We start from the raw sequence: 23,777 nt of genomic DNA, 5'->3' as shown, positions 1-23,777 counted from the left end.
CTATACCTTAAATCTCCAATAGTCCTGTATTTACAGCTTCAGTCTTCCCATCATAAAGGACCTGTACCTTTTTAGGGACAGCCATATATACTTTTTTACTGACCTCTATAAACTGAGCCTCTTTTATACTCATGGCCCCACTCAAAAAATCTATTATCCTCTGGGCAGTGGGACTATCTACGTACTCAAGGTTAACAGTTACTATTTTATCATCTCTTATATAATTTGCAATTTTTTTACACTCAGAAAATTTCTTTGGATCTACAAAGACAGTCTGATAGTCTTTTATCCCCATAGGTGGAGTTTTAACTTTAGGTTCATCAGGTGATTTTACCGGGATTTCTATTTTCGACTTTGTCTTTTCATCTGTTTTTCCAGTTTCACCTGTGCTAAGAAATTCTGTCTTTAAAGCGGGTTTTTCCTCCCTTATCTCCTCTACACTGTCAATTACCTTTCCCAACTCCTCTGTCTCATCATCTGTAGCGTCGTTTATACCTAGAATATCTTTAAATTTAAGTCCCCTAAGCATCTCTTTCATCTTCAACACACCCTCCTAGGAAAAAATTTTACTTCCTATTCTAATTAATGTAGCTCCCTCTTCGAGCGCTATCTTATAATCACCACTCATCCCCATAGATAGTTCCTTCAACTCTCCTTGGAAATAGTCTCTGCTAAGATCATCTTTAAGCTTTCTGAGTTCTCTAAAGATCCTTCTCACTAGATCTGTATCTTCTGTGAAAGGAGCCATTGTCATGAGTCCTGTTACTTTTATATTTTTAAGTTTTAATATTTCCGGAAGTTCTTTATAAAGCTTCTCTATTTTGTACCCTTCTTTACTTTCCTCGCCTGCTATATTTATCTCCAAAAGAACTTCTATAATTCTGTCTGTAGCTTCTGCCCTCTTATTTATCTCCTTCGCTAGGGAAAGCTTGTTTACAGAATGAATCAACTCTATATAATCCGAAATGTACTTTACCTTGTTTTTCTGAAGATTTCCGATAAAATGCCATTTTATTTTACTTCCCAATTCACTCTGATCAAATTTTTCTTTCTTGTCCTTTAGAACCTGTACCCTGTTTTCGCCTACAATGTTGACCCCTGATGCTAGTACATCGGTCATCTCTTCTGTCCCTACATATTTAGTAACAGCCACTAGTTTAACCTTTTCAGGACACGGAGAATATTTTTTTATATCCTCTGATATCTCCTGGATATTATTCTTTATGCTTCCCAGAACAATCTCCTCCTTTAATTTAGCTTATAAATTCTTCAAAAACATCATTTGCTATCATAAGCCCCTTATGAGTCAAAATATACCTACCTGATTTTTTCATAAGGTAACCTTTTTTTTCTAATTCTACGCACTTATCAATATACTCTTTATCTGCCTCTACTCCTTTTTCTAGGAGTCTCAGGCCGAGAATATATCGATATTCCTCTTTTTCTTTTTCCTTTAGGACTTCCACCTCTTCATAAGGCTTTTCATTATTATCTATTTTACCATAATAATCTTCAAAATTCACAGCATTTTTATACCTTTGATTTCCTATATATCCAGATGCTCCTAGGCCTGCCCCCAAATACTCTTTGTTCTCCCAATATTTGGTATTATGCCTCGCTTCTTTCCCTGGCAGTGAAAAATTAGACACCTCATAGTGTATATATCCCTTTGACTTTAAAAAATCTATTATAAGTTCATACATCTCTGCCTCTATTTCATTGTCTGTCTCTTCTAAATCACCCTTTAACAACTTCTCATATAGAGGTGTCCCCTCTTCCCATATAAGTGAGTATATAGATATGTGTTCAGGCCTAAGTTTCGCTATCTTTACCAGGTCTTTTCTCACATCCTCTATACTCTGCCCCGGCAACGAAAACATAAGGTCCAAACTGACATTTTCAAATCCCGCTTTTCTGGCATCTCTGTATATTTCCTCTGCCTCTATACCTGTGTGCAGTCTCCCAATAAGTTTCAGATAATACGGATCAAAACTCTGAACCCCTATACTCAACCTGTTTATCCCGGCATTTCTAAAAGCTCTTAGCTTTTCTAAATCGACACTTTTAGGATTCACTTCTAAAGTTACCTCTGAATCCTCTCTTATTTGAAGTAGTTCTAATATTTCCTTCACTTCAAAAGGGTCAAGAAGTGACGGAGTTCCTCCTCCAAAGTAAACAGTATCATATTCAAATTCAGGATATAGTTTTATCTCCTTTTTCAGATACTCTACATACTCTCTTCTCTTATAAGGGGTGCTTTTAAAAGATAGAAAATCACAGTACTGGCATTTATTTATGCAAAAAGGGATGTGTATATATATTGCGTCACACATTTTCAATTTACCTCCAGTTTGGTTATTCAAAATAATATTTTAATATCTGTGTATTTTTTTTACAAATTCATATATTTTGACCAAATATTTTTCCTTCTTATCTTCTTTAGATATTAGTTATTATTCTTATTAGATTTATATAACCTTTTATCTAATCATAATAATGATTATTTTTCCACAATTACTTTCTGATTTAGCTAAAATTTTTTTATTTATTTAAATCAAAGCCCTTTTAAAAAAATATAACCCCGCATTAAGTGGGGTTATTAAGAGTTTATAATTCTATAATCTAATTATTGTCTATTATGTGAAGAGCCTCATGATCAAAAGTAAATCCTATTCTTTCCCCTACAGACTTTATATCTTTTCCGTGAGGATTACTTAGTACAGCCTCTATAATCTGGCCATTAACCTCTATCTCGTATTCATGGTTCTCCCCCATAAATACACTCTTTAAAACTGTTCCTTCGTGAGTTTTTTTGTCAAACTTAATTGTTTCAGGCCTTACTACAATATCTACCTCTTTCGATTTCCCGTTCAAGTCTTCCTTACTTGGATATTCATGCCCAAATATATTTATAGTTGCAGAATTTCCATCTTCAGGTATCAGTTTAGCTTTTAAAATATTAGCCCGTCCGATAAATTTTGCCACGAATTCACTATTTGGTCTCTGATAGATCTCGATGGGAGAACCTACCTGCATTATTTTCCCGTCTTTCATTATTACTACTTTATCTGAAAGGGACATAGCCTCTGCCTGGTCATGGGTTACATATATAGAGGTTATCCCCACCTCTTTTTGAAGTTTTCTTATCTCATCCCTCATGTGCAGTCTCAACTTGGCATCCAAATTAGAAAGAGGTTCGTCAAAAAGAAGTACTCCCGAATTCATTATAAGGGCCCTTGCAAGGGAAACTCTTTGCTGCTGTCCACCTGACATCTGTGATGGAACTCTTGTTGCAAAATCATCCATTTTCATAAGCTTTAGTATTTTTTCTACTCTTTCATTAATCTCAGCTTTGGGTCTCTTTTGCACCTTTAAACCATAAGCAATATTATCAAAAACATTCATATGAGGGAATAATGCGTAGTTTTGAAAGACCATGGCAGTATCTCTCTTGTCTGGAGTCAGGTTTGCCACATCCTTATTTCCGATAAAAATATTTCCTGTAGTAGGAACTTCGAAACCTGCTAGCATTCTAAGCATCGTGGTCTTCCCACATCCTGATGGTCCCAAAAGACATACAAACTCACCTGGTTCAATAGTAAGGTCCAGATTATCGACCGCTTTCACCTTATTTTTTCCAGATATAAATATTTTAGTTAAGTTTTTTATCTCTACTTTTTTAAATTCTTTCATTAGACATCTCCTGAGTTTTCGTTTTGAATTCCTAATTTTGAAGTTACTATTTTCATAAATACCATAACAATTGAAACTATTATAATCAGCATTGTACAATAAGCCGAAGCAATTCCTATTCTACCAGTATCAATATTCTCCATTACTGCCGGAGTGAGGAGTTTCCACTTGGCAGATATTAGAAATATAATAGTACTTACAAGGGTCATACTTCTAGCGAAAGAATATATAAGTCCACTGAAAAAAGCTTCTTTTATCATAGGCAGTGTTACAGAAAAGAATATCTTCTGACTAGATGCCCCAAGAATACTTGCGGCTTCTTCAATAGAAGGATCTATCTGCTGCAGAGAACTCATACCACTTCTTACTCCCACAGGAAGACTTCTTATTATAAATGCCACAATTATAATCAGTGCTGTCCCCGTAAGTGGAGGTATAAGTGTAATATTAGTAAAGGGTATATAATAAGTCTTATTATAACTGATAACATACCCTAGACCTATTATAGTCCCTGGTATAGCCATGGCCATAACAGTTGTAAACTCTATAAATGTCTTTCCTATAAACCTTTTTCTGACAATTAAAAAGGCTATTATCATTGAGAAAAATCCAGTTATAAAAGTAGCTATTACAGATAGAATTGTCGTTTGTAAAACAGGATCCATTCCAAACTTAAAAATGTATTTATAATGGTCTAATGTTGGAGTATAATTTATACCCCACAATTTTACAAAGGAATTTACAGGAATAAGTATATACATACCGATTACAAAAAGTGTCATAGTCACAAGAAGAACTGTTACAGGTACAGTAACTATCCTGTCTGAAATGAGCTCTCTTTTTCTAGATATCTTACCTGTTACTGTTATATAAGATTTTTTATTAATATAGAACCTTTGTATAACAAACATGGATATAGACAGAGATAGTAATATCATTGCCAAAGCCGTTGCTATTCCAAGCTGAAAGTTACCTATTCCTTCCTGATATATCTTAACAGCTATAGTTGTAAAATTCCCCCCTATAACAACGGGGTTTGCAAAATCTGCAATAGACTGTATAAACACAAGTAAAAAAGCATTTCCTATTCCGGGAACAACCAGAGGAAAAGTAACACTTGTAAACACTTTTAATCTGTTAGCACCTAAATCCCTAGACGCTTCCTCTACAGAGGGGTCTATTTTTTGCAATAATCCCACAAGCATTAGATACGCTATTGGAAAGAAACTCAACACCTGTACAAGTACTAACCCATGAAACCCGTAGATTTCATAATCTCTGATACCGAGTAACCCCCTTGTGATAAGGCCCTGTCTTCCAAATAATAATATAGCAGATAAAGCAACTACAAAGGGAGGTGATATTATCGGAAGCATAGCTATAAAATCAAACAGTCTCTTCCCTTTTATGGTCATATAAGATGTAGTGTAGGCAAAGAAGAATCCGATTATAAGTGCGAGAGTCGCCGTTACCAGTCCTAATTTTATTGTGTTAAATATAACTACCACATTCCCGCTTCTAGTAAATGCCGCTCTGTAATTGTCTAAGTTTATATCTCCCTGTGATGTAAAGCTTTCCTTTAATATATTTGATAGCGGTACCAAGACAAAGAAAGAAACTACAAATATAGAAAATAATACCGTTATTAATAAAGTGGGATCGTTTGTAATTTTTTTTATATGTTTTAGTTCTTGATCAATCTTTAATCTGATGTCATTCATTACTTCCTCCCGAATACTTTTCCACTGCTTTTAATAATAAAAACTTACCTTAGAAAATACTAAGGTAAGTTCAACATTACTTAGTAGGAGCTGTAGTACTTGTTTCTTTACTGAATCTTTCCACAAGTCTAACTCTGTTTTGTCCTGCCCAGTCAAAGTTATAATCAATAAGTTTTGTGTCTTTTATTGCCATAGCCTCTTCAGGTGGGATGGCATTTTTATTAGTAAGGAACTGGAATGATCCTACTGTCTGTCCTTTTTCCTGCACTTCTTTAGTAAGTACCCAGTCAATAAATTGTTTCGCTTCATCTGGATTTGGACCATTTTTCAGAAGTGATACTCCACCAATTTCAAATCCTGTTCCTTCTGACGGTGCCGAAATGATTATATCCTTATACCCTTCTTTTTTATACTTGATTGCATCGTGAAGGAATGTTATTCCTATAGTAGCTTCACCCTGGCCTACCATTCTTCCAGGTGCAGTTCCTGATTTTGTATATTGTCTCACTTGTCCATTAAACTTCTTGAAATATTCCATAGCATCATCTTCACCCATAAGTTGAACCACTGTGGCAAGCATTGTGTATGCAGTCCCTGATGATCCAGGATGGGCAACTACAATCTCACCTTTATATTCCGGTTTTAAAAGATCTTCCCAAGATGTAGGCATCTCAAGTCCTTTTTCAGCAAGTATCTCTTCATTCCCAACAAACCCAAGGTATCCCACATAGATTCCATTCCAAGTATTGTCTGTACTTTTAAATTCAGGCTTTATATTTTCTCCTTCAGGAGATTCGTATTTTTCGATTAATCCTTCTTCGTTGGCCGCCACAAAAGCATCAATAGGCCCGCCATACCAAACTGAAGCAGACATGTTATTTTTTTCTGCCTTAAGTCTTGCAAGTACTTCCCCGCTACTCATTCTTACAAAACTCGTCTTTATTCCGGTTTCTTGTTCAAATTCTTTTGCTATCATAGCTGCATGGTCTTCTTGAAGTCCTGCATAAAATGTAAGGCTACCCTTATCCTCTGCCTTATCTTCGGCCTTTCCACAGGATACTCCAAAAATAATCAGAAGAATCAACAATAACAGATTACTAAATTTAATATTTTTCATAAACTACCTCCCATTAATTGTAATTAACAAAACAATATATTAATACCACAAATTTTCAATTAGTCAAAATATATCGTTTATATTTAATACAGTATCTGTATATATTCTTACAATTATATACAGGAAGCTTACTTTATAATCTGACTCATAAATTAAAACCAGGGACATCAAGCCCCTGGCACCTTATTTTTCAAGGAATTCTGAGAATCCCTTCATTGTATTTTCCAATTTTTTCTCTGACTCTGCTTCTGTTTTTGCATTTATTCCATAATAGTACTTTATCTTAGGCTCAGTTCCAGAAGGTCTTGCAGTTATATGTGTATCATCTTCAAGTATCATCTGTATTACATTAGACTTAGGAAGTTCTATCGGATATTCTTTTCCCGCTTCTTTATCATAGTCCTTTTGAAGCTGGAAGTCTCTTACTTTTTTTACTTTTTTTCCTAAAACTTCTACTGGCATATTCTCTCTGAGGGACTTCATTATATTTTGTATTTTTTCAGCTCCCTCTTTACCGCTCATTGTGATAGCCTGTATTCCCTCTTTATACCATCCGTACTTGTCATAAAGTTTTTCTAGTTCTTCTATTACTGATGTACCCTTTGATTCATAATAAGCTGCCATTTCTGCTATAAGCATTGTAGAGACTATGGCATCCTTATCCCTTGCATGAGTTCCAACCAGATAACCATAAGATTCTTCAAACCCAAATAAGTATGTCCCGTCAATTTTTCCTGTTTCAAATTCTAATATTTTTTCCCCTATATATTTAAATCCTGTAAGAGTTCTGAACATCTTAACACCCTTATCTGCAGCTACTACATCCAACATAGGAGTAGACACCACAGTGGAAATTACCGCTCCGTTTTCTGGTATATCTTTTTTGTTCTCAAGAATATAATTCATAAGAAGAAGCCCGACCTGGTTTCCATTTGGATAAACCCATTCTCCATTTTTTCTCTTAACGGCTATGCCTATCCTGTCTGCATCAGGATCATTAGCCATACATAGTTTAGATCCCATTTTTTCAGCAAGTTCTATACCAAGTTTAAATACTGCTGGATCTTCAGGGTTTGCATAGTCACAAGTTGGGAAAGTTCCATCTGGTTCTTCCTGTTCTGCTACAGTATATAGACTGTCAAAGCCTATCTCCTTCATTACTCTCTGAACAGGTCTTTTTCCAGTTCCGTGAAGTGGCGAATATACTATTTTAAATTCTTTTTTACCTGGGATATCAGTATTGATAACCTCTTTTTTTATAGCCTCTATATATTTATCATCAACAGATTTCCCTACAAATTTAAGAAGCCCTTTTTCTTCAGCTTCTTTTTGAGTCATAGCTTTTATATCATCAAAGCTTTCTACTGCGTATACTTCTTTTACTATCTCAGTAGCATGAGGTTCTACAACTTGTCCTCCGTCTTCCCAGTATACTTTAAATCCATTATATTCTTTTGGGTTATGAGATGCAGTTACCATTACTCCTACCATTGTTCCTAGCTCTCTAACTGCAAAGGATAACTCCGGTGTTGATCTCAAAGATTCGAAAAGATTGGTTTTTATACCGTTTGCCGCAAAAACAAGAGCCATATTAAGAGAATATTCATAGGATCCTATTCTGCAGTCATAAGCTATAACCACACCTCTATCCACTGCCGCCTCCGCATCCATTTTCAGCATATAGTTTGCTATCCCCTGGGCTGCTTTTTTTACTATATATTTATTTATTCTGTTGGTACCTACTCCTCTTATACCTCTCATACCTCCAGTTCCAAATTCTAGATCAGTATAAAATCTATCTTCCACCTCTTTGGTATTATCCTTTATCTGTTTCAGTTCTTCTCTGTCCTCTGCATCAATATAGTCTGAACTTGACCAGTTTTCAAATTTTTTCCAAATATTAGCGTCCATTAAAATTTCCCCCTTTAAGTTTAATTGCTTGTTTTTTAGTAATTGTTTCCATAGAAACCGTTGAAATTAAACCTCTTAAAATCATAATGCGATTATCTTCTATAGATCTTCACAAAATTTAAATCAGCTAATATAATTTTAATGTATATTGTTTAAAAAATCAAGAAAAAAGGGAGCTAAAAGCTCCCTAAGCAAGTTCATTTGTTTCCTGTGATTTTTCTTTGAAAAATACCTTCTCTCCTATAAGCGTTACCAATGCATTTGCCATAAACCCTGGAACAATCTCATACATAAATGAACCATAACCTAGATGCTTCCATGTTACCAAAACAAGCATCCCTGCCACCATTCCTGTGAATACACTTTTCCAGTTCATATTTTTAAAGTAAAGAGTCGCTATAATGGCTGGACCAAATACAGCTCCGAATCCTCCCCATGCATAAGAAACTAAGGCCAAAACCTTTGCACTAGGATTAAGTGCCATAAGTACAGAGACGATAGATATACCTATCACACAAATTCTTCCTACCCACATGAGTTCCTTGTCATTTACATCTTTTTTTATATATTTATAAAAATCCTCTGTAAGTGTCGTCGACGATACAAGAAGTTGAGAATCTATTGTAGACATTATTGCAGACAGTATCGCAGCCAAAAGAATTCCTCCAAACCAAGGATTAAAGAGCTTTGATATCATATAAATAAATAATTTTTCAGAATCGCCACCCATATCTGCAGGGTTTGCAAACATTGCTATTCCTGCTAGACCTACTGCTATTGCCCCAGCTAGAGATATCACTACCCATATCATAGCTATTAATCTTGATTTTTTAAGATCTTTCACAGAGTTTATGCTCATGAATCTGACTAATATATGAGGCTGTCCAAAGTATCCTAGCCCCCATGCAAGAGAAGAGATGATCGCAACTGGTCCAAGTTTTCCAGATCCACTGCTAAAAATATCCATACTTATATTTTTGGCTGTCATTGCATCTATTACCCCTTGAGTACCACCGGAAATATTCAATGCCATAAGAGGCACAAGTATTATAGCTCCAAACATAAGAGCACCCTGAAAAAAGTCTGTCCAGCAAGAAGCCAGATATCCCCCCATAAAGGTGTAAGTTACTATTGTAAGTGCCCCTATAATTACGGCAATTTTATAATCTATCCCCAACATAGATTCAAAGAGTTTCCCTGCTGCTACCAGTCCAGATGATGAATAAATTGTAAAGAAAAAAAGTGTAACTATTGCTGAGAAATTTCTAATAAGCCCGGTGTTATCTCCCAATTTTTTTTCTAAAAAAGTGGAAATAGTCATTGTATCTGTCTCTTCTGTCTGAACCCTTAGTTTTGGTGCGACAAACTTCCAGTTTAAATAGGTTCCTACTAAAAGTCCAATGGCTATCCAAGCCTGATTAATACCAGATAGATACACAGCTCCAGGAAGTCCCATTAGTAGCCATCCACTCATATCACTAGCCTGAGCCGAAAGTGCAGTGACCCACGACCCCATCCCTCTTCCGCCTATTAAATAATCCTCTACGTTGTTTGTTTTATTATAGAAGTAAACCCCTACACCTATGAGAAATATCATATATATCCCAAAGGTAAAAAGCGTCTCAAATCCCGCCATTATTATTCCTCCTTAGATTTTTTTATATTCAGCCATATAACATCTATGCAGTTAATATGGTATCACAATTTCATTCACACTGTCAATTATTGTTGACTTTGAACCTAATATTTTCATAAAGCTGACTAAAGAATTATTTCTAATTAGATATTTCCTATATTGAAACTTAAATATAATTTTGGTATTTTCCTTGTTTATATTATATTATAGAAAAAAGGTTTTTAAATATATGGAGGTGTCAAAATGAAATTTGTTTATTACTTGGAAAACGACGAAAAAAAAATAGGAATAATGAAAAATGCTCAATCTATAGTGGATATAAGTGATTTTTATTCTTCTAAAAACATTAAAAAACCAAAAGATATCAACGAACTGTTAGACAGCTGGGACGAACTATTTTTAGAGGATCTCAAAAAATTTATCACTGAAAATAAAGCTACTTCAAATCTAACTGATGTTAAACTTCTAGCACCTATAGAATATCCAAAGAGAAACCTTCTGTGTCTAGGAAAAAACTACCTAGATCATGCCAAGGAGATCAAAGGACTAAAGGGAGCAGAAGACGTTATACCAAAGTTTCCCATCTACTTTTCAAAAATAGCAGACCCTGCCATAGGTGATGGAGATATCATCCTAAATCACAAGGATATCACAGATAAGATCGACTATGAGGTAGAATTAGGGATTGTCATAGGTAAGGAAGGGATTAATATAAAACCCGAAAAGGTTGAAGATCATATATTTGGATATACAATCGTAAATGATGTGTCCGCAAGAAATATACAAAGAAAACACGGACAGTGGTTCAAAGGTAAATGTCTTGAGACTTTTTGCCCTATGGGGCCAGTAATAGTCCATAAAAGTGAAATCCCTTTTCCTGTTGAATTAGACATAAAATGCAGTGTAAATGATGAGCTTCGTCAAAATTCAAATACAAACATGATGATTTTTGACATACCCACAATCATAAGTGACCTTTCTAAAGGAATGAAACTCCACAAGGGAGATATTATAATCACAGGAACTCCTTCTGGGGTGGGACTTGGATTCAAACCCTTTAAATTCTTGAAATCAGGGGACAAAGTTGTCTGTGAGATAGAAAAAATAGGTACTCTTACCAATATTGTGGAATAAAGAAATTCTAAAATTTAATATCACCATAAAGAGAATAATTAAAAATCTTAAATATTTATAGAAATACAAATATAAAATTTAACCTGGTATAATAAATAAATCTAAAAAATTAAAAATGGCGGTTTAGACCGCCATTTTTAATTAGTTCATTAAATTTTCAAACTCCTGCTTACTAAAAGAATACTTTGATTTACAGAAGTGACACTCTACCTCTAAAGTATCCTTCTCAGAGAAGATTTCTTCAAGCTGGTTCTTCCCAAGGGCAACAAGGCCCTTATAGAACCTATCTTTATCGCAATTACAACTGTATTTTGTTTCTATCTCTTCGTATACCTCATAGTCCTCTACAAGTTTTTCAGCATTCTCATCTTCCATGTCTTCATAAAGAAGTTTTGCTATTCTTTCTAGATTCATACCTCCATCAAAGAGTTCAGTCACAGGTCTTATAGCACCTATCTTTGCTTCTAACTTGTCTATAAACTGATCCTCAGAATCAGGCAAAAGCTGAATCATATATCCTCCTGCATTTTTTATGGACATGTCATCATTCAATGAAACTCCCAGAGCTAGAACCGTTGGCGTCTGTTCTGATGTATAATAATAATAAGCTATATCTTCTGCTATCTCTCCAGTCTGTATATTGGAAATACCAACGTATGGTTCTTTCAGTCCCATATCCTTTATTACTCTCAACATACCCTTTCCTACTACTCCACCTACATCAGGCTGTCCATTGGATTTTAAAGGCAGTTCCGCCTCTGGGTTTGAAAGATACCCCTTTATTCCCCCTAATGAATCTGAGGTAACAACCATGTGATTTAAAGATCCATCTGTGTCAGTCCTAAGAGTCATGAGATCATCACCTTTTAACCCTGCACCCATTATTATCCCTGCTGTAAGGAGTCTTCCAAATGCAGCAATAGCAGTAGGGCTGCATTTATGTATATCTTGAGCCTTTTGAACAACATCCTTTGAATCTACTATAAAAAATCTAGCATTCTTGCTAGCACCTCTAATAAGTCTGGCCATCTTTTGCTCCTCTCAAAAATAAATTTACAAACCTGATTTTATCATAGATAACATTTTTTTTCAATTCTTATGAAGCTAAGTATATAAAAAACCAAAGGAGACCTAGAAGGCCTCCATCAGTATCTCTCGTATTGTACAAAATCTTTAAAATAATAATACCTTTCATCGTCTAGTAACTCTCTAAATTCAATATTACTATTGATTTTAAAATTTTCTTTTTGTTTTTTTCTTATTTTCTTTATCTCTTTTTTTGTAAAACCAAAATAAAGAAGAATCTTATCAGAGGCTTCATTTATATAAAGCTTATTTCTTTTTGCCTTCTCATAAACTTTTACTTTTCCAGAGATTTTTTCAAGAGTTTTCGCCCCTATACCCTTTATCCTTCTGAGTTCCTCTATATTTTGAAATCCTCCTGTTATCTCACGATACTCGTCTATACCTTCGGCATATCTTAGATTTATACCATTTTTCAACATCGTATCCACAGTAGCTTTATTTATATCTAGAGGTTTATTTTTATCTTTATAAGCGTTTCTTGTTACAGTGAGCTCATACTTTGACTCTTTTTTGTTTTTTTCAGTATTGAAATTTTTATAAAGTTTTTCTCCTGCAAAAATTCCAAGTATCAGTAAGATGAGAAGCAGGAATTTTCTGTTCTCACTCATCTTTCCTCCCGATAAATTTAAAAAATTATTTTTTAAAAAGGTCTAACTTTTTTTTAAGCCTTTCTCTCATTTCTCTTACATAGGTTGCCGGTTCTTTTGGCCCTACCAGTCTGTCTATATGATCTCTCACAGGGGATTCTGCCGATATTTTTTTTGTGATGGCTCCTCCGCCTAGACCAATGGTAGACTGGTTTTCCTCTATCATTTCTATGTTAAATATAGATTCTTTCCCCTCGATAGCATAGCCTAGGTTTTCTCCCCACTGGGTGCTGTTTTTCAGCCTATACATGTAATAGGGTTTAAGAGATTTCTTTTTAGTAAGCTCTTCTATACCATTCTCAACAGCTTGCCTGTCGATTTTTTCCTCCTGATGTCCCTCTTTAAAAAGCACTGAGGCTTTTTTAAGTGCCAATACATGCACAGTGAGATTTTCCATCTGATATTTTTCAAGCTCTTTCATAGTATTTAGTATCTCTTTGGTTCCCTCTCCAGGAAGACCTATAATCAAGTCCATATTTATGATAAATCCCATATTCTTGGATAAGGAATACATCTCATCAAATTTATCTCTAGAGAATGTCCTATTTAGATTTTTTAAGGTTTCCTCATTAAATGTCTGAGGGTTTAAGCTTATTCTGTCTACACCATAGTTTTTCATTATCTCAAGCTTCTTCTTTGTGAGAGTATCCACTCGTCCAGCTTCAAAGGTAAATTCTTTTACAGAAGAAAGATCCACATTATTCTTCACAGACGCCAGCACCCTTTCAATGTCAGTTTCTGTCAGTATACTCGGTGTACCTCCACCTATATAAACCGATCCAAGCTTATAGCCGTTTTCTTTCAAATGTTCTCCTGTGAGCTTTATCTCTTCTATTAAGGTATCTACAAAGGCGTTATAGTGTCTTCCCACTCCACTGTTAATCTCATAGGATGCAAAAGAACAGTATCTGCATTTTGTAGGACAGAAAGGTATACCTATATACATATTTATATACTCTCGGTTTAGGTACTCCATTTCTTTTTTTACAACCTCAATAATAAGAGAGCTCTTTTTTTCTGACACCTTAAAAAGTCCCTCTAAAATATCCTTTATCTCTAGATAGTCATAATTTAAAGCCAACAGCCTTCTAACAAGCTTAGTAGGTCTTACCCCCTTTAAACTTCCCCAGGCATAGTCTTTACCATAGATCTCTAAAAGAGAGGTCTTTGCCATGACTATCTTTTGATCATCTATTCTGTCGATATGGTTTTTATAGGTGAACTGTTTTTTAAAACCGTTGGTTTCTATGAGAAGGCTTATATTCTCTCCTTCCTCTATAGTTCTTATTTTTATATCTCTTCCTCTTGCTTCGGGAACCAGTATTCTCAAAAACTCATCCATACTGTTTTCTGTAATATCAAAATCTGTATCTAAAATCAAACTCTAACCTCCGGTTTCTATTTCACAAGCTTTATCATATCAAACATAGGAAGCATAACAGCTAAAACGATACTTCCAACTACTACACCCATAAAAACTATGAGGATAGGTTCGATAATTGAAGTCAGCCCTTTTATATCATTTTCTAGCTCGTTATCATAGTGATCGGATATCTTCAGCAACATTTTATCGAGCTCTCCTGTATTTTCACCTACGGAAACCATCCTTGCAACCATCGCCGGAAAATATTTACTTTCCTCTAGCTCTTTAGAGACCTTTCCACCTTCACTCACAACCACTTTCATCTTATCCACGACCTCTTCTATGACAGCATTTTCTATACTTTCCTTTAGGATATCCAATGCATGAAGCATAGGGACAGAACTTTTCATGAGGGCTCCGAAAGTCCTTGTAAATCTTGATACCACTGACTTTTTCATAAGGCTCCCAAATATAGGGACTTTTAGTTTATATCCATCTATATTATATCTCCCGTCAACAGTAGTATACCAAAGACGTATCAATGCGATGATAAAAGCTATTCCCCCAAGCATCAAATACCACTTGGTTTTCATAAAAAGAGAAAGATTTAAAAGTATTCTTGTAGGAAGAGGAAGGTCCACACCTGCATTTTCAAATACAGAAACAAAACTAGGCAGTACAACTACCAATAGAAACACAGATACTGCCAGTGCCACTATAAACATTACACAGGGATAAATAATTGCAGATTTTACCTTTGATCTGTTCTTGTAGCTCACATCCAGATACTTTGCAAGATCTAACAATATATTGTCCAACTGTCCTGAAACCTCTCCTGATTTTACAAGTCCCGTATATATTTTTTTAAAGACCTTAGGGTGTTTTGACAGGGCATCAGAGAAACTTTCCCCTCCCTTGATGTCCTCTATAGCCTTTGATATAGCTGTTTTCAAGACCCCATCCTTTAGTTGCTTCGCCTCAATCTCAAGAGCTGAGACTATAGATATTCCGGCTTCTATAAGGGTAGACAGTTCTGTTGTAAATTGTGTCATCTCTTTTATCTTTACTTTTTTGAAAGGAGCGAGTATATCCCCCCCTAGAATTGCATCTGGTTTTTCTACACTTATCAGAAAGTGTCCGAGATTATCTAACTCTACATTCAGCTCCGATTCATTAGCTGCTTCCATTTCTCCGTCAATTAGGTGTCCATTTTTATCTCTGGCTCTGTATTTATATTTTGGCACAATTCATCACCTATAGATCAATTTTATTTTTCTTAACACTGGATCTTTTTTCAAATTCCTGTGTGGTTATTTTACCTTGTTTAAGAAGCTTTTCCAAAAAAGCGTCCATACTTATCATTCCGTGTCTCATACCAGTTTCTATCATTGAAGGTATCTGATATGTCTTATTTTCTCTTATTAAGTTTCCTATTGCCGGGGTTCCTACCATTATTTCACAGGCAACTTTTCTCTTGCGGTCAGTAGAAGGAACAAGTTGCTGAGCCAATACCGCTCTTAATGAAGTTGACAGCTGTATTCTTATCTGAGACTGCTGATCCATAGGAAATACATCTATTATTCTATCTATTGTCTTTGCTGCACTGTTTGTATGCAGTGTCCCAAATACCAAGTGACCGGTTTCTGCTGCTGTAAGGGCAGCTGTTATAGTTTCAAGGTCCCTCATCTCACCTATAAGAATTACATCTGGATCCTGTCTCAGAGCATATTTAAGAGCCGTAGAAAAACTTTCTGTATCGGCCTTTAATTCCCTTTGCTCCACCAAAGCCCTTTTATGAGTATGAAGATATTCTATGGGGTCCTCTACAGTTATTATATGATGTGCTTTTTCTTTGTTTATTTTATCAATCAAAGAGGCCAGTGTAGTAGATTTACCACTTCCAGTAGGACCTGTTACCAGTATCAGACCGTTTTCATATTCTGTGAAACTTCTTACCACTTCAGGTAGACCTAATTTTGAAAAATCAGGTATCTCTGTACTCAGTGATCTTATCGAAACTCCTATTGTACCTCTCTGTACATGGACATTTACCCTGTATCTACCAACTCCTGATATACCAAAGGAAAAATCCAACTCTTTATTTTTTTCAAAACTTTTTTCCTGATCCTCATTTAATATTGAGTAGGCAAGTTCTTTTACAGCCAAAGGCATTAATTTTTCCTCGCAGCCGGGCATATCTTCCAAAACACCATGGATTCTGAATGTAGGCGGTTTTCCTGCCACAAGATGGATATCAGATGCCTCTGCGTCCTTTGCTGCAACTAGAATGTCTGTAATATTCATAATTTATCCCCCCTTATAAAAATTAAACAAGGAATTTTATTCCTTGTTTAAAAAATACTGATCAATACCAGGATTCCCAGTACAATTCTGTATACACCAAATACCTTAAAATCCCTGCTTTTTATATAAGACATAAACCATTTTATAACAATGTAAGCTACAAAAAAAGAGACAGCAGTTCCTACAAGTGTGAGCTTCCACTCTTCGGGAGAAAAATCAAGGCCGTTTTTTAAAACCTTGAGCAGAGTAGCACCTGCCATTATTGGAATAGCAAGAAAAAAAGAGTACTCTGCGGCTACTCCTCTAGAAAGCCCCAAAAGTATACCACCAATTATAGTTACCCCTGATCTCGAGGTTCCTGGTATCATGGCCAAACACTGAAACCAGCCTACAAGGAATGCTGTTTTATAAGTAAGTTGTTTTATATCCTCAATACAGTTTTCCTTTTCAAAGTTCTTTTCCTTCATAAAGATAAACCCATATAGAATGAGCATTACCGATACTATTATCACATTTCCAAAAAAATATTCCGATATATAATCATCTAAAAGAAGGCCTAAAACTGCTGCAGGAAGAACCCCTACTGCTATCTTACTCCAGAGAGTAAGTTTCTCTTCTACCTTTTTCCTGTCTTTTACAAATGGGCTGATATCCTTCCAGAAAATAATAACAACTGCCAGTATAGCTCCTAGTTGCACAACTATGAGAAAAGTATCCATAAACTCTTTAGATAACTGTGGATTATTTACAAACTGTTCCACAAGAATCATATGACCGGTGCTGCTAACAGGTATGAATTCTGTCAGTCCCTCTACTATTCCAAGTATAATTACTATCAATAATGAATTCAAGTTATTTTATCCCCCTATAGATACGAGTCTTCTTTCACCAGATAATTTTGTACGTAATCTTTGACTCCCTCTTCAAGGGTATGAAATTCTTCAGTATAACCTATTTTTTTTAGTTTATTCATCTCTGCCTGGGTAAAATACTGATATCTACCTCTCAAGTCTTCAGGCATAGGTATAAATTCTATTACATCTTCACCTTTTATATCATAATTATCTTCTGCTGCCCTAACTGTATTCAAGGCCAGTTCATAAAAACTTCTAGCTTTTCCAGTTCCTAGGTTGTATACTCCGGATTTTGTATCATTATCCAAAAAGAATTTTATTACATTTACAACGTCTTTTATATATACAAAGTCTCTAAGCTGCCATCCGTCTTCATATCCCTCTTTGTGAGATTTAAAAAGTTTTACTATATCGTTTTCTTTATACTGATTAAAGGCATGAAATACCAGGGATGCCATTCTTCCTTTATGATATTCCTGAGGACCATATACATTAAAGAACTTAAGACCTATCCACTCTTTAGGGCTTTCCTCTTGTTTAAAGGCCCAGTCATCAAAGTATTTTTTAGAATATCCGTATTTATTTAAAGGCATGAGTTTCTTTAATTCTTCAGAAGATACATCATCATTATATCCCTGTTCTCCTATCCCGTAAGTAGCAGCAGATGATGCATAGATATATTTTATGTTTCTGTTTGTACAGAATTCCCACAATTTTTTTGAAAACTCATAGTTATTCTTCATAAGAAAGTCCCCGTTTTGTTCTGTTGTTGCAGAACAGGCACCCATATGTACTACTGCAGTTAGTTTACGAGCATTTTCATAAACAGACAGCCATTCAAAAAGTTCATCTCTGTCTACCCAGTCAGCATAATCTCTTTTTCTTAGATTCAACCATTTATCTTCTGTTCTTAATTTATCAGATACGACTATGTCATTTATCCCATCTTCATTGAGCTTCCAGACAAGGGCACTCCCTATAAATCCAGCAGCTCCAGTAACTAGAATCATATATATCCTCCTGTGTTTTTTATTTCCAGATCGTCATTTTTATTTTATCACTTTTCACCTTATATTTCAATTTTTAAAGGTTTTTTAGGGCTCCCTCTATACACCTTTTTGCGTGCTCTATAGAGTTATAAAAACATGTTGATATTTTTTCGTTACCTGCAAGCATAGCTGATAGTCTTTTGGGTGCCTCCTCATTATAAAGACACAGTATTTTTTTCCCCAGAGATTCAGCAATACCTATTTCATACCCCACTCCTATAGAAGGCTGTGATACCTCTGCCACTACCAGGTCACACTCTCTGAGCCAGGCTATGTCCTGATCATATATTGCAAAGTCTGATTTTTCACTCTCCATTGTCTCCTCTAAATCTTTATATCCCACATGCTCAGTAAGAACCGTTCCATAATTACTTAAAAATTCGATTAACTCAGCATAAATTTCCATATTTTCTCTGCCACCTCTTATGGAACCTGCAAAATATATTTTTTTCATATTTTCCTCCCCTCATAATAAATCAAAAGAGCCTCATATACATACATAGGAACTTCTCCGTCACCTATCTCTATTATATCTCTTTCATTGCCATGAAAATCAGAACCCCCTGTCCACAGAAGCGCGGTTTCTTTAGCAAGATCCATATAATATTTCACATCATTTATTTGAAATTTACCGTGGTATGCCTCTAGTGCATCTAGCCCCACTTTTTTAAGCCCATTTATTATTTTAAGTATCTGACCTCTGTCTCTTGTTATGAGTTTTGGATGTGCCAGAGAGACCAAGCCTCCATTCTCTTTTATTATTCTCACGGCTCTGTCAGGGCTGAGGTTGCTTTTAGGTACATAGGCTATTCCATGCTGACCTAGATATCTTGAAAAGGCCTCTTTTTTTGAATAAGCATAGCCTTTTTTCATTATTATATTGGCCATATGAGATCTGCTCAGTATATCTCCCTTTGCCTCTTCCTGAAGTTCCTCTAATGTTATGTATATACCATTTTTCTCCAGTTTTTCCAGCATTTTTTTATTTCTATTTTCCCTTATTTCTCTCAGTGCCATGATCTCGCTCTGAAATTTTTCATCTTCACAATTTATAAAATAACCTAAAATATGAACCTCTTTCCCCAGCCAGTCACATGATATTTCGATTCCGTTTATGAATTCAATACCTAGCTCAAGGGCTTTTTTTCTTCCCTCTTCCAACCCATCCACAGTATCATGGTCTGTTATAGCCAAAACTTTAATACCCTTTTCATAGGCTTTTTCTACAAGTTCTGTTGGAGACAAAGCCCCGTCTGAGACTGTTGTATGCAGATGCATATCTACCATGTCAGTCCTCCTATTTTTCTTTCAAATATTTTTCCACACATTCTTTACAGACACAGGCCTTTCCCCTTATATCTTTTGGTATTCTTTCTAAAAGTTCCTCAGGAACTTTTGTCGTCATGCACCAGCAGCTGTAAGGATCAGAACCTGCAACTGTGGCACAATGGTTTTCTTTGCCGCAAAGTGGACATATTCCATTTTTATTTTTCACAATTACCTCCGGTAATTTAAATCTGTCTCTTTATTATAATTCAGCTCTTAGAAAATTTCAATTTTAATCAGTATCTTTGACATCTAAATTATAAAGATTTCCAACTATTTAAACATATGAAAAGACCGGGCAGTAAAAGCCCGGCCTATACATTAATCTTTCCATTTTTCTAGTTCTGAGAAATACTCTGGATAAGCAATATAAAGTGCCTTGGCATTTATATTGTTTCTTTCAAATTTAGAAACCTTATCTTTTTTAGAAATTTCAACTATCTCTATAAGTCTAGAAGATATCTCTCTGTTATACCAGTTTTCTGCTAAGAAAAACTCTTCTCTTTTCAAGAAAGAATTAAGCATTTTTTTTAGTTTCTTGGTCTCTTTTTCTGTAAGGTCTTTTTTCTTTGCATAAGAGGATAAAAGATCTTTTTCTTTTCCTGTAGCTACATTATTTAAAATATAATTTGAAGGATTTTTCATTCTTAAATTGGCCTCTTTAACTATTTTTTCTGCAAGCCCCTTAGGGTCTTTTAGATTTTCATCTTTCAGCCAAAATTCTCTTTTAAGTTTTTTGTTGTATTTGTTTAAAAGAGTGTTAAATTCTTCTGTGTCCTCTTGAGTTATAGCCTCTTTCTTTTTAAGGGAAGTAAGGAAATTATACTCTTTCTCCTTCATTATCCCTGATTTTCTCAAATAAAATATTGGTTCATCATTTCCATACCAGTCCTCTATAAGAGCCTCACCTTTTACTGTCTCACTTATGGTTTTATCCCAATTTTTAACAGCCTCTTTATCCACACTGTATTTTTCTGCAAGATCAGTTTTAGGTGCAAAAAGAGAACTGCAAGATACCATTATAAGCAATATCGGTAAAAATAATAGTTTTTTCATACCTTTTTATCCTCCATAGTAGTTATTATAATCTTCCGCAACATTTTTTATATTTTTTTCCACTCCCACAAGGACAAAGATCATTTCTCCCTACTTTACTTGAGTGTCTCTGATTCTCTGTTTCTTTTTCAGGAGTCTCTCCTGCATTGTATTTTACATTTTTAGGAGTCTCTTTTCTCTTCATCTCAAGTTCCTCTTCTTCATCTCTTATTCTTATCTTAAACAAGAATGAAGTAGTTTCCTCATCGATCGTATTTAACATTTGATGATAAAGTTCTCCCGAAAGTAACTTATACTCTACAATAGGGTCCTTTTGTCCGTAAGATCTAAGGTATATACCCTCTCTAAGCGAATCTAAAGTTTTTAAATTTTCTCTCCATCTTGAATCTACAACTTCAAAAAGCATATATTTTTCAAGCTTTCTCATCATGTCGCTTCCAAAAATAGTTTCTCTTTCTTTATACTTTTCCATAACTTCATTGTATATTTTTTCACTGTAACTTTCTACAGTCAAAGCCTTATATTCTTCTAAATCCTCGATTTTGTATTCATATAAGTCATTTATTTTTTCTGCAAATCCATTTATATCCCAGTCTTCCTTATATTCTCCTACAAGTTTTTCTATTGCTATGCTTTCTATAGTCCTTCTAATCATTTCAGCAATATTAGATTTCAGATCATCTTTAGCCAAAGCATCATTTCTACTCTTATATATTGCTTCTCTTTGTTTGTTCATAACATCATCAAACTCAAGAAGAGATTTTCTGATACCAAAGTTTCTAGATTCAACTTTCTTCTGTGCATTGGCTATAGCCTTACTTATCATGTTGTGAGTTATAGGCTCTCCCTCTGGAAGTCCCAATTTTTCCATCATATTTTTTACTCTGTCAGAACCAAATAGTCTCATCAAGTCGTCTTCCAAAGACAGGTAAAATTCAGAAGCTCCAGGGTCTCCCTGTCTTCCAGATCTACCTCTAAGCTGGTTATCTATTCTTCTAGATTCATGTCTTTCAGTTCCTAGTATAAATAGTCCGCCTGCTTCTAGCACCTCATGTTTTTCCTCTTCACACTGGATTTTATATTTTTTAAGCAGTTCTTCATATCCTTCATCTTCTCTTGAAGGTATATCCTCAAGGGCCATAAATTCAGGATTACCACCTAACATGATATCTGTACCTCTACCTGCCATATTGGTGGCTATTGTAACTGCACCGTACCTTCCTGCCTGAGCTACTATTTCAGCCTCTTTTGCATGGAATTTTGCATTTAGTACATTGTGAGGTATACCTCTTTTCTGAAGATGGCTAGAAAGCATCTCTGAGCTTGATATTGAAATTGTACCTACGAGCACAGGCTGTCCATTTTTATGAAGTTCCTCTATTTTTTCAAAAATAGCATTTACTTTTTCTGCATGAGTTTTGTATACAAGATCTGGACTGTCTTTTCTGATAACAGGTTGGTTAGTAGGGATTACAACTACTTCCAATCCGTATGTATGCATGAATTCAGACGCCTCAGTTTCTGCAGTACCTGTCATTCCAGAAAGTTTATCATACATTCTGAAATAATTTTGAAGAGTTATACTTGCAAGAGTTTGGTTTTCTCCTGCTATTGTTACACCCTCTTTTGCTTCTAGAGCCTGGTGAAGACCATCTGAATACCTTCGCCCCTCCATTGCTCTTCCTGTAAACTCATCTATTATTATTACCTCTCCTTCTCTTACGAGGTAGTCTCTATCTCTTTTAAACAATTCCTTACTTCTCAGAGCCTGATTCATATAATGTGTCAGCTCAACGTTTTCAGGAGAATATAAATTGTCTATCTTCATTATCTCTTCTATTCTTTTTATTCCCTTTTCCGTTAGGGTTATATTATGAGATTTTTCATCTACTTCATAATCTCTCCATTTTTCATCTGGAATGTTCATCTCTTTCTTTTTTTTAGGATCCTTTATATCCTCTGTTTCATAGCTTCTTACAAGCATCTGAGAAACTTGGTAGAATATTTTGTACCATTTTGCAGTATCTTCTGCCGGTCCAGATATTATAAGTGGAGTCCTCGCCTCATCTATAAGTATCGAATCCACCTCATCCACTATACAGAAGTGGAGATTTCTTTGTACTTTTTCCTCTATCTTGCTGACCATATTATCTCTTAGATAGTCAAATCCAAACTCTGAATTTGTACCATAGACAATATCACATTCATAAGCTTTTTTCCTCTCTGGGACAGGCATAGCATTTAGTATAACCCCTGAAGTAAGTCCTAAAAATTCATAGATCCTACCCATTAGTTCCCTATCTCTTTTTGCCAAATAATCATTTACCGTTACCAGATGTACATTATCCACAAGGGCATTCAGATAAACAGGACAAGTTGCAACTAGTGTCTTACCCTCTCCAGTTTTCATCTCTGTTATTTTACCTTCGTGAAGAACAACTCCACCTACGAGCTGTACATCATAATGTCTCATACCAAGAACTCTCTTGGATGTCTCTCTGACCACTGCAAAAGCTTCTACAAGAATATCATCAAGAGTTTCTCCATTTGATATCCTTTCTCTGAATTCTACAGTCTTGCCTTTTAACTCTTCGTCGGAAAAACCTTCAAACTGTGGTTCTAACTTGTTGATTTCATCGACTATTTTCATTATTCTTTTTATCTCTCTGTCATTTTTCGTTCCAAATACTTTTTTCATTAAAGAACCAATCATTATAGCTTACCTCTCTCCATAAGTAGTATAATATAACCCATTATCATGTTATCATAAAGATATACTCAAGTCAATAAACTCCAACTCTTTCCTCTTATTTCGCTTTTAAATGTACCTACTCAAATTTTTAGACTATAGTTCTATATAAAAAGTTATATATTTTAACT

21 protein-coding genes are annotated in these 23,777 nt (G+C 35.1%); 1 reads left to right on the top strand and 20 read right to left on the bottom strand.

What is annotated here, in order from left to right:
* Nucleotides 1-7: 7 nt before the first annotated feature.
* The 8 genes from ILYOP_RS15445 to putP form a co-directional block, all read right to left on the bottom strand.
* Nucleotides 8-538 carry a cell division protein SepF gene (locus ILYOP_RS15445; protein WP_013386721.1) on the bottom strand — a complete coding sequence of 177 codons (531 nt, stop codon included), beginning with the start codon at nucleotides 536-538 and terminating at the stop codon, nucleotides 8-10.
* Nucleotides 539-553: 15 nt separating this feature from the next.
* The gene (locus ILYOP_RS01400) at nucleotides 554-1,234 is read right to left on the bottom strand and encodes a YggS family pyridoxal phosphate-dependent enzyme (protein WP_013386720.1); all 681 of its coding nucleotides are present in this window, start codon (nucleotides 1,232-1,234) and stop codon (nucleotides 554-556) included.
* A 19-nt stretch (nucleotides 1,235-1,253) separates the two neighbouring features.
* Nucleotides 1,254-2,333, bottom strand: coding sequence for a radical SAM family heme chaperone HemW (gene hemW / locus ILYOP_RS01395; RefSeq protein ID WP_013386719.1), 1,080 nt, complete (start codon nucleotides 2,331-2,333; stop codon nucleotides 1,254-1,256).
* Nucleotides 2,334-2,622: 289 nt separating this feature from the next.
* Nucleotides 2,623-3,693, bottom strand: a complete 1,071-nt coding sequence (locus tag ILYOP_RS01390; protein ID WP_013386718.1) for an ABC transporter ATP-binding protein — start codon at nucleotides 3,691-3,693, stop codon at nucleotides 2,623-2,625.
* Complete coding sequence (locus ILYOP_RS01385) at nucleotides 3,693-5,414, bottom strand: ABC transporter permease (protein ID WP_013386717.1); 1,722 nt, start codon at nucleotides 5,412-5,414, stop codon at nucleotides 3,693-3,695. The genes ILYOP_RS01390 and ILYOP_RS01385 overlap by 1 nt, the downstream gene beginning before the upstream one ends.
* 76 nt (nucleotides 5,415-5,490) lie before the next feature.
* Nucleotides 5,491-6,531 carry an ABC transporter substrate-binding protein gene (locus ILYOP_RS01380; RefSeq protein WP_013386716.1) on the bottom strand — a complete coding sequence of 347 codons (1,041 nt, stop codon included), beginning with the start codon at nucleotides 6,529-6,531 and terminating at the stop codon, nucleotides 5,491-5,493.
* 183 nt (nucleotides 6,532-6,714) lie between these two features.
* A complete protein-coding gene (locus ILYOP_RS01375; protein WP_013386715.1) occupies nucleotides 6,715-8,442 on the bottom strand; it encodes a phospho-sugar mutase in 1,728 nt (575 codons plus the stop codon).
* A 187-nt stretch (nucleotides 8,443-8,629) separates the two neighbouring features.
* On the bottom strand, nucleotides 8,630-10,078 hold the full coding sequence (putP, locus tag ILYOP_RS01370) for a sodium/proline symporter PutP (protein WP_013386714.1): 1,449 nt from the start codon (nucleotides 10,076-10,078) through the stop codon (nucleotides 8,630-8,632).
* Nucleotides 10,079-10,321: 243 nt separating this feature from the next.
* On the opposite strand from putP, the gene ILYOP_RS01365 reads away from it, so the two are divergent.
* Nucleotides 10,322-11,212 carry a fumarylacetoacetate hydrolase family protein gene (locus ILYOP_RS01365; protein WP_013386713.1) on the top strand — a complete coding sequence of 297 codons (891 nt, stop codon included), beginning with the start codon at nucleotides 10,322-10,324 and terminating at the stop codon, nucleotides 11,210-11,212.
* Nucleotides 11,213-11,353: 141 nt separating this feature from the next.
* Here ILYOP_RS01365 and hslO read toward each other — a convergent pair whose 3' ends face one another.
* The 12 genes from hslO to secA form a co-directional block, all read right to left on the bottom strand.
* A complete protein-coding gene (gene hslO / locus ILYOP_RS01360; RefSeq protein WP_013386712.1) occupies nucleotides 11,354-12,241 on the bottom strand; it encodes an Hsp33 family molecular chaperone HslO in 888 nt (295 codons plus the stop codon).
* A 116-nt stretch (nucleotides 12,242-12,357) separates the two neighbouring features.
* Complete coding sequence (locus ILYOP_RS01355; RefSeq protein WP_013386711.1) at nucleotides 12,358-12,906, bottom strand: ComEA family DNA-binding protein; 549 nt, start codon at nucleotides 12,904-12,906, stop codon at nucleotides 12,358-12,360.
* 25 nt (nucleotides 12,907-12,931) lie between these two features.
* A complete protein-coding gene (locus tag ILYOP_RS01350) occupies nucleotides 12,932-14,326 on the bottom strand; it encodes a coproporphyrinogen III oxidase (RefSeq protein ID WP_013386710.1) in 1,395 nt (464 codons plus the stop codon).
* Nucleotides 14,327-14,343: 17 nt separating this feature from the next.
* The gene (locus ILYOP_RS01345) at nucleotides 14,344-15,552 is read right to left on the bottom strand and encodes a type II secretion system F family protein (RefSeq protein ID WP_013386709.1); all 1,209 of its coding nucleotides are present in this window, start codon (nucleotides 15,550-15,552) and stop codon (nucleotides 14,344-14,346) included.
* Nucleotides 15,553-15,562: 10 nt separating this feature from the next.
* On the bottom strand, nucleotides 15,563-16,612 hold the full coding sequence (locus ILYOP_RS01340) for a type IV pilus twitching motility protein PilT (protein WP_013386708.1): 1,050 nt from the start codon (nucleotides 16,610-16,612) through the stop codon (nucleotides 15,563-15,565).
* Nucleotides 16,613-16,659: 47 nt separating this feature from the next.
* The gene (locus ILYOP_RS01335; protein ID WP_013386707.1) at nucleotides 16,660-17,463 is read right to left on the bottom strand and encodes an undecaprenyl-diphosphate phosphatase; all 804 of its coding nucleotides are present in this window, start codon (nucleotides 17,461-17,463) and stop codon (nucleotides 16,660-16,662) included.
* Nucleotides 17,464-17,477: 14 nt separating this feature from the next.
* A complete protein-coding gene (rfaD, locus tag ILYOP_RS01330; RefSeq protein ID WP_013386706.1) occupies nucleotides 17,478-18,476 on the bottom strand; it encodes an ADP-glyceromanno-heptose 6-epimerase in 999 nt (332 codons plus the stop codon).
* Nucleotides 18,477-18,549: 73 nt separating this feature from the next.
* Complete coding sequence (locus tag ILYOP_RS01325; RefSeq protein WP_013386705.1) at nucleotides 18,550-18,969, bottom strand: nucleoside 2-deoxyribosyltransferase; 420 nt, start codon at nucleotides 18,967-18,969, stop codon at nucleotides 18,550-18,552.
* Complete coding sequence (locus ILYOP_RS01320; RefSeq protein WP_013386704.1) at nucleotides 18,966-19,802, bottom strand: PHP domain-containing protein; 837 nt, start codon at nucleotides 19,800-19,802, stop codon at nucleotides 18,966-18,968. The genes ILYOP_RS01325 and ILYOP_RS01320 overlap by 4 nt, the downstream gene beginning before the upstream one ends.
* Before the next feature lie 10 nt (nucleotides 19,803-19,812).
* Complete coding sequence (locus ILYOP_RS01315; protein ID WP_013386703.1) at nucleotides 19,813-20,010, bottom strand: cysteine-rich CWC family protein; 198 nt, start codon at nucleotides 20,008-20,010, stop codon at nucleotides 19,813-19,815.
* 152 nt (nucleotides 20,011-20,162) lie between these two features.
* The gene (locus ILYOP_RS01310; protein WP_013386702.1) at nucleotides 20,163-20,897 is read right to left on the bottom strand and encodes a hypothetical protein; all 735 of its coding nucleotides are present in this window, start codon (nucleotides 20,895-20,897) and stop codon (nucleotides 20,163-20,165) included.
* A gap of 25 nt (nucleotides 20,898-20,922) precedes the next feature.
* Nucleotides 20,923-23,610: a preprotein translocase subunit SecA gene (secA, locus tag ILYOP_RS01305; RefSeq protein WP_013386701.1), complete on the bottom strand. Its 2,688-nt coding sequence runs from the start codon at nucleotides 23,608-23,610 to the stop codon at nucleotides 20,923-20,925.
* Between the last annotated feature and the right edge of the window lie 167 nt (nucleotides 23,611-23,777).

Source organism: Ilyobacter polytropus DSM 2926, from assembly GCF_000165505.1.
GTDB classification, from domain to species: domain Bacteria; phylum Fusobacteriota; class Fusobacteriia; order Fusobacteriales; family Fusobacteriaceae; genus Ilyobacter; species Ilyobacter polytropus.
This window is presented reverse-complemented; position numbering and strand designations above follow the sequence as displayed.